The organism is Lederbergia ruris, assembly GCF_018332955.1.
GTDB lineage: Bacteria > Bacillota > Bacilli > Bacillales > Bacillaceae_C > Lederbergia > Lederbergia ruris.
The window spans coordinates 1-8,031 of the sequence record NZ_BORB01000074.1; the positions used below are offsets into that span (position 1 = coordinate 1).

Here is an 8,031-nt window from a genome sequence, read left to right on the forward strand (position 1 = left end):
CCACCTCATTCTGTTTGGGGGTGAAAGTAAACGAATGAAGGAGTCTATGATGATGAAAAATTAGAGGTTGGCAAGTGGTTTACAAAAAGGGCTGCCGTTTCATGCATTTTACACTTGCCAAATACACCCAAGCTACTATATCTAGGCGTAGTTTAATTAAAGGATCTACTCTTAGTAGGTATATAAATGGATCAAGAGAAGTTCCAGCATTCATAGTATTTCGCATAGCGTTGTCATTGAGATTGAACCTAATTGAAACTGAGACTCTGCTGAGAAAAGTAGGTAAAGCATTTAAAGAGGCTAAAATGGATGCTGTTGTTATGGAAGCAATTGAACAAGGAATCTATGATGTGGTTAAGGTTGAAGCGATCTTGCGAAGGTTTACAAATGGTGAAGAGTCGCTATTTACAGAGAAAGAGCAAGAGGAGTTCGGTTATAATGATGAAGACTTTGAAATTGAAGTAATATGACTAAGCGTAAAAAAGATTCGGAGACTCAGTAATAACAACTGGAGCTATGCTATGTCACCAGAGTAAAGAGCCATTTCAAGTACAGATAAAAAATTGGTTTTAAAATGGTATAATGGTAATAGTAAATTGGAGGTGTAAATTTGGAGCAAAAGATCACAATACCTACTGATAGTGAAGGATTTTATTCTTTAGAATGCCCATATTGTAAAGAGATATTCAAGGCGTTGGGTGGCGACATAGACTCAGAGGATACCCTTGAATTATTTTGCCCTTCTTGTGGCTTAGTTGATGACAGTAATAAGTTTATATCCGATAACATTATTGAACATGCTCAAACACTTGCAATGAATTATATGAAACAACAACTTAACAAAACATTTAAAAAGGCAAGTCGAAAGATGAAAGGGTCAGGTTTAACTCTTGATTTCAAGAATCTTAAAGAGGAACCTCCTAACCTGTTGACAGAAGATGAGAAATTGGAACAAGTCCAACTTCACTGCTGTAATAAGACTATCAAAGTACATGCCGACCAAACAATAGATAATATCTATTGTCCATTTTGTGGGGTGAATTAAAGTGACCGAAAACGTTGCTTCCTTAGAAAAGGAGATTAAGAAACTATCACTGAATTTTAGAAGAGTAGCAAGTAGATTCTTGAATTGTAATTTTCAAGATTACCATGATTGTTTAAAAAGGTTTCTTCTATTTATAGAAGATTCACCTGTAATTTATGAATTTATTCAAGCAAACAATATGATACGGTTTGATATTGAGCAGGTAATTAAGGGAAAAGGATTTCAAAAGAAGTTTAGGCTGCCTATTAGGGAGTCGGAAGAAATTGCATTTATTTATCAAATGTTGAACTACATTTCCGACAATGAACTTGACATAACTAATATCTCGTTTGGTTATGGTAGTTCAAACAAAATACAGAGTCACGTAGAAAACTTTAATGATCAAGTTGTCAAACCTTTAGTTGACTATATTGTGACTTATTTAGGGGAGATGAAAATAGACATGGGTTTTGATGGGAAATCTAGCACCCAATACAACATCAGGGAGTTTAGAGGTCAGTTGAACCATGCGGAGGGACAGAGTACAGTTACTGCCACTCAAACCTTTAATGAAACAAAAACTGCTGATTTAAAGGAATTAACAGAACAATTTATAAAAGAACTTAATAAAGATGAATCTGTTCCTCAGGATGATAAAGAGGAGACTACCGAAATACTAGAAGCAGCAGTACAAGAAGCGGAAAGTGCAAAGCCAAAGAAAATAATTGTAAAAACTGCAATCGAAAAAGTTAAAAGTGTAGGCGAACTTGCATCCGCTGGAACAACACTATTCACTTTGGGGTCTCAACTTGTTGAATCATTACAAGGTTTAATTGCATAATCGGCTGTTAAAAAATGAAAAGGATGATGTGATAATACCACTCATCCTTTTCATTTATGTCTAATAAAGTTATTTTCAATTAATCTTTTCGTTACCTTTAAATTGTTACGGAGAACCGTATCATAAGTAAATGAGGTTTTTTAAATTGAATATTGAAATAAAATCAGGTTGTATGCGGAACAGGGAAGTGGAGAAGTAGGGATTAATAAAAATTCAAATTCCATATTTTTCCCTTTCATCGTTTTCAAAAAGAACGTGAAGGTCATAATGATAAGCGCATTAATACAGGTTATTTCTTATAAACTGGAGGGGGAAGCGCTCATTATTTGTGCATATTCTTGAAAATTCAATTCACCAAATAAACACTTTTTGCATCAGCGTCTAATAGAGATTATCCCATTGGGGGCTACAGAACTAGAAGAACACGAACAGTTAGCTAACTTAGTCTATCAAATGCGACGTTTAAATATAGCTTACGATGCACATACTATATTCCCGTATCCGCTTCATATAGTAAATTCATTGAGAAAATATATGACATTCTTAAATAGTGAATTTGAGTCAACTAAATTTGATGAGACGGTAATTTTGGGAGATAGTGAAAAAATTGAACTCGCATTACATTAATAGTTGGATTCATCTTATGCTTTATAAATGAATTTTATAGGGGTCGCCTATAAAACGCAACCCCTTACTATAATCATGATATTGAATCTTTTCACTGTGTTATCAAAAACTCGTATTTCTCAATAAATGATAAGAAAGAGTATCTATAAGAATTTAAAAATATTAGAAGAGAATTTTAAATGAATGATCTTCCTAGATGAAACATCAAGGATTTAAAAAGGTAATAGAAATGTAGGGATATATATGCAGTTTTGGGAAAAGGAGCAGATTGTAAAAAGACTCAGTAAACAAATTAATATGAATCGGCATATCATTGGAGTTGCTGCGGGTTCTGGCTTGACTGCGAAATATGCGGAAGAAGGCGGAGCAGATTTTATATTATCCTTAAGCTCTGGTTTTTTTCGTCAGAAGGGTTTGAGTTCGTTAGCTGCTTATTTACCATTCACGAATAGTAATCAAACAGTTATGGATCTTGGAATGAAGGAAATTTTGCCAAGGACTCAAAATATCCCAGTACTTTTCGGTTTAATGGCTACCGACCCATCGATAAATCTAGAAACATTCATTAAAAAGATAAAGGAAAATAGATTTGCTGGGGTGAATAATTATTCAACTATTGGATTAATTAATGGGAAATATCGAGAAGCATTGGAGGAACAGGGGATTTCCTATCAGCAGGAAGTGGATAGTATTCATCTTGCCAGCAAAATGGGCTTGTTTACTGTTGCTTTTGTCTTTAATGAAAGACAAGCTATGAAAATGCTTCATGCTGGAGCAGATGTTATTTGTGTGCATTTTGGATTAACTAGTGGAGGAAAGCTAGGTGCAAAGCAAATCCAATCGTTACAATCCGCAAAAAAATTAGCAGATGATATCTTTCAAGCAGTGGATGAAATTAAGCCAAATGTAATTAAGATGGTATATGGCGGACCAGTAAATAAACCAGTGGATGTGCAATTCATTTATGATGGAAGTAGGATTAATGGTTATATAGGAGGTTCCGTCTTTGAGAGAATTCCTGCTGAACAAGTTGTGCTGCAAGTAACAGAGTCATTTAAGCAGACAAATGATGCAATATACGAAGAACTAATTCAAAAAATACTAAGAGGATTTCGGACATCGGAGGACTATATTGATTTTATTACAGAATATATAGGTCTCCATTATAAAGACAATATTGAATTAAATGAGATTGCTGAAATTCTGCATATATCAAGACCATACATAAGTACCTTATTTAAAAAACATGTTGGTGTTTCATTTACAGATTATTTAATTGACTTTCGGTTAAATCGAGCTTTGGAAATTTTGAAAGAAAAAAAACTGCCATTAGCAATGGTTGCTGAGCTGGTAGGTTACCCCAATTATGCTCAATTCAGTAAAATCTTCAAAAGGCGAAAAGGAATGGCACCTAGTGAATATGTTAAAACGTACTTAAAGACAAATTAATCAAACAGAAAGACATATACTTTCAGCCCAGAGAGCGCTATCATTATATGTGTAAGGAGCATAATATCGTTTCTAAATAAGAAGGAAGTGATATGTTTGGCCAAGTCAATAGCATTAATCGGAACATTTGATACAAAAGGAAAAGAGTTTTTATTTGTAAAAGAGTTAATTGAATCTCTAGGGTTAAATGTATTTACCATTCACTCTGGTGTATTTGAACCTCAGTTTACACCTAATGTTTCGAATGAGGAAGTAGCATTAGCAGCAGGAGAAAACATGGCAAAGATTGCGGAACAAAAAGATCGTGCATATGCAACAGAAGTTCTTGCAAAAGGAATGGAAATCTTATTACCAAAATTGTATGCAGAAGAGAAGTTTGATGGTGTACTATCTTTTGGCGGAACAGGTGGCACTTCAATTGCGACACCAGGGATGAGAGCATTACCTATAGGTGTTCCGAAAGTAATGGTGTCTACAGTAGCATCGGGAAACGTCCAGCCTTATGTTGGAACAAGTGACATTGTAATGATGCCTTCGATTGTGGATGTAGCAGGATTAAATCGTATTTCAACAAAGATATTCAAAAATGCGGTATTTGCTATTAGCGGTATGCTGCAAAATGAAAGAGAAATTGAATTGGAGCCCAAGCCATTAATTGCAGCGACAATGTTTGGTTTAACAACACCATGTATTAATTATGCAAAAGAGTATTTAGAAAAGCGTGGATATGAGGTTTTGATTTTCCATGCAACTGGTGTTGGTGGAAAAACAATGGAGAGGCTAATCGAAAACGGCTTTTTTGAAGGTGTACTTGATTTAACTACAACAGAATGGGCGGATGAAACGGTTGGCGGCATTTTAGCAGCAGGCCCACATCGTTTAGAAGCCGCCGCGAAGCATGGTACCCCACAAGTAATCTCAGTCGGTGCTATGGATATGGTTAATTTTGGACCAAAGGAAACAGTGCCAGAGAAGTTTTCCGGTCGGAATTTCTATTTGCATAATCCAACTGTAACGCTAATGAGGACGACAGTTGAGGAGAATAAAAAGATTGCTGAAAATATGGCTGAGCGAATTAACTACGCAAATGGGTCTACAGCAATCATGTTTCCACTGAAAGGATTTTCTGGTTTAGATTTGGAAGGACAACAATTTTACGGACCTAAAGAAAATCAAATGTTGATGGATACATTAAAAGAGAAGATTGATTCTCAGAAAGTAGAATTTATAGAAGAGAATTACCATATAAACGATAAAGAATTTGCAGAATCTGCTGCAGAAAAGCTTTTACAACTAATAGAAAATAAGAAAGGGGATATCTAAAATGATTACTTTATCAAGGAAGGAAATTTTAGAACGCTTTAAGAAACATATTGCGAATGGAGAAATCCTTCTTGGAGTCGGTGCCGGAACGGGAATCACAGCTAAAAGCAGTGAAGCTGGCGGTGCGGATATGCTAATTATTTATAACTCTGGTCGCTATCGAATGGCAGGAAGAGGGTCATTAGCTGGTTTATTGGCTTATGGAGATGCTAACCAAATTGTTCAGGAGATGGGAAACGAAGTTCTGCCTGTTGTTCAGGATACTCCGGTTTTAGCTGGTGTTAATGGAACAGATCCTTTTAGAGTAATGGATGTATTTTTAAAAGAATTAAAGGATCAAGGTTTTAATGGAGTTCAGAATTTCCCGACTGTTGGTCTTATTGATGGTGTGTTTCGTCAAAATCTAGAAGAAACAGGTATGGGTTATGACTTAGAAGTAGAGATGATTCGCAAGGCTCATGAGTTGGATCTACTTACAACACCATATGTATTTGACGAAGAACAAGCAACAAAAATGGCTGAAGCAGGTGCCGATATTCTCGTAGCACATATGGGACTGACTACTAAAGGTACGATTGGTGCTAAAACCGCTTTAACCCTAGACGACTGTGTTGAACGTATTCAATCCATTGTGGACGCGGGACGAGCAGTAAATCCTGATATATTGGTTATCTGCCATGGTGGACCAATTGCTGAACCACAAGATGCAGAATATGTTATCAATAGAGTAGATGGAATAGTAGGTTTCTTTGGAGCCTCAAGTATTGAGAGGTTTGCTGCCGAAAAAGGAATCAAAGAACAGACAAAGGAATTTAAGAAGATAAACAAATAATCCTTATTGTAATTCATTATAAAAATAGACTAAGATTAGTGGGTAAGGTCATCCATCCATGGCCTTACCTTAGATGCATATCAAAACGGGGCTTAGTGTTGGTTTAAAACCGGAAGAGATTGTAGGTTGCATCATGCACCTCATCCCGTATACCGGATTCCCGAGTGTTTTGAATGCTTTAAAAGTTGCTCAAAAAGTGTTTGGAGAACAAGGTGTAAAAGTTACAACATCAGTTGATTGAATGGAAACGCTATTAATCAAACTAATCCACAAAGACGGGGGTAGGATAATGATGATAAATGATTCCGATTTGAAGCATCTGCGACGTTGTGTTGACCTAGCAAAAACAGCGTTGGAGAAAGGTGATGAGCCATTTGGTTCAGTTCTTGTTTCAGCCGATGGCGATGTGCTTTTTGAAGACCATAACCACGTTGCAGGCGGTGACCATACCCAACACCCTGAATTCGCCATAGCGCGATGGGCAGCTAATCACATGACACCTGAAGAAAGAAGCAAGGCGACAGTTTATACCTCTGGTGAACATTGCCCCATGTGTGCTGCGGCCCACGGGTGGGTTGGTTTAGGCCGGATTGTTTATGCAAGCTCGTCCGAACAGCTGGTACAATGGTTGAGTGAAATGGGGGTAGCTCCATCTCGCGTTCGGAATCTTCCCATTCAAGATGTTATTCGGGATACTACGGTAGATGGGCCTGTTCCTGAACTGGCAGAGCACGTTCATCAACTTCACCGTCAGTTTTATTTAGAGCGACGCTCATAAAGTGAGACAAATGTTATTAAATTATATTGCACTTAAGACGGATTATAAGGGTGAACCTCACCATAAGTAAATGAGGCTTTCATATCAAGGTCTACCTAATTAATAAGGTAGGCTTTTTGTTTTGCATGTCAAGAACTACTATTAGATAACATAAAATCGCAAAATGTTCTTTGAGTTCATTAACTTACCTCCGAGTTTTATTAGAATTTCTGATAGTATAAAAAATTGATTTTACTTTACCTCCTTCATTGACTCAGATGTTACATACTCCAACAGCGTTTATCTTCCCTTTAAAACGACGTAACAAAAATTGAAGATTACTGCTTGCGTATAACGTTACGTAATAAGTTATGCTAAAGGCAAATATTATGGAGTTGAGTGTATGAAAGGGAAATTGATAAAGTCAGTAATCATTATAGTGGTAACACTGTTTGTTATGCTGATAGCTGTTGGAATATTATTTCGGCATGATGATAAGTTGGGAGGTTTTACAACCGAAGAAGGGGAAAGTGAGTTTATTGAGGCATATGATTCCGCCATGGAAGCTTTGCCTAAACCAACGGAAGAGTTTTGGGTAGAAACGGATTTCGGAAAGGTGAAGGTTTATAAATTTTTAGAAGAAGGGACAGAATCAAAAACACCATTATTACTGTTACCAGGAAAGTCAGCATCTACCCCAATGTGGGAACCAAATTTGAAAGATCTTATGAAAGATAGACCCATATACACAATCGATCTTTTAGGAGAACCGGGATTAAGTGTTCAAACAAAAAGTATAGTAACCGCTACGGATCAAGCCGTTTGGTTAAACAACGTAATTGAACAATTGCCAGAAGAAACGATACATCTAGCAGGCTTATCTTTTGGTGGATGGAATGCAGTAAATGTCACATTATTTAAGTCAGCAAAAATTGCATCTTTAACATTGATAGACCCAGTATACGTTTTTGGACCCATCCCTTTAAAGATGATTTTAGCCTCCATTCCGGCTTCTATTCCAGTTGTGCCAAAACCAATTCGAGAGAAAATGTGTTTATGGCAAACTAATAATGTAGGTTTTGGCATTTAATTTATGTATGGCCCGTAGGGCCATACATAAATTAAATGAGCCACTTGCCAACTCCCCCAAATAACTTTAAACTCCTCGTTGGACCAAC

Annotated in this window: 8 protein-coding genes and 2 pseudogenes; all 10 read left to right on the forward strand. The window is 36.6% G+C overall.

All coding sequences use genetic code 11. The features are described 5' to 3' along the window. Positions 1–305: 305 nt before the first annotated feature. The 10 genes and pseudogenes from KI363_RS22170 to KI363_RS21270 all read left to right on the forward strand — a co-directional run bounded on the left by KI363_RS22170 (position 306) and on the right by KI363_RS21270 (position 7,943). Positions 306–470, forward strand: a complete 165-nt coding sequence (locus KI363_RS22170) for a hypothetical protein (protein WP_246516991.1) — start codon at positions 306–308, stop codon at positions 468–470. A gap of 140 nt (positions 471–610) precedes the next feature. Next, positions 611–1,045 (forward strand): hypothetical protein, encoded by a 435-nt coding sequence (locus tag KI363_RS21230; protein ID WP_212967573.1) that lies wholly within the window; start codon positions 611–613, stop codon positions 1,043–1,045. 1 nt (position 1,046) lies between these two features. Then, positions 1,047–1,865 carry a hypothetical protein gene (locus tag KI363_RS21235; protein WP_212967574.1) on the forward strand — a complete coding sequence of 273 codons (819 nt, stop codon included), beginning with the start codon at positions 1,047–1,049 and terminating at the stop codon, positions 1,863–1,865. 360 nt (positions 1,866–2,225) lie between these two features. Then, positions 2,226–2,492, forward strand: a pseudogene (locus KI363_RS21240) (RNaseH domain-containing protein); the annotation flags it as partial. A 243-nt stretch (positions 2,493–2,735) separates the two neighbouring features. Next, complete coding sequence (locus KI363_RS21245) at positions 2,736–3,941, forward strand: phosphoenolpyruvate hydrolase family protein (RefSeq protein ID WP_212967576.1); 1,206 nt, start codon at positions 2,736–2,738, stop codon at positions 3,939–3,941. 96 nt (positions 3,942–4,037) lie between these two features. After that, complete coding sequence (locus KI363_RS21250; RefSeq protein WP_212967577.1) at positions 4,038–5,264, forward strand: Tm-1-like ATP-binding domain-containing protein; 1,227 nt, start codon at positions 4,038–4,040, stop codon at positions 5,262–5,264. A gap of 1 nt (position 5,265) precedes the next feature. Continuing rightward, on the forward strand, positions 5,266–6,096 hold the full coding sequence (locus KI363_RS21255; RefSeq protein WP_212967578.1) for a phosphoenolpyruvate hydrolase family protein: 831 nt from the start codon (positions 5,266–5,268) through the stop codon (positions 6,094–6,096). Between the two features lie 73 nt (positions 6,097–6,169). Next, positions 6,170–6,337, forward strand: a pseudogene (locus KI363_RS21260) (carboxymuconolactone decarboxylase family protein); the annotation flags it as partial. A gap of 51 nt (positions 6,338–6,388) precedes the next feature. Beyond that, positions 6,389–6,874 (forward strand): nucleoside deaminase, encoded by a 486-nt coding sequence (locus KI363_RS21265; protein ID WP_212967579.1) that lies wholly within the window; start codon positions 6,389–6,391, stop codon positions 6,872–6,874. 382 nt (positions 6,875–7,256) lie between these two features. Next, entirely contained in the window at positions 7,257–7,943 is a 687-nt protein-coding gene (locus KI363_RS21270; RefSeq protein WP_246516992.1) for an alpha/beta fold hydrolase, read from the forward strand. Positions 7,944–8,031: the final 88 nt, after the last annotated feature.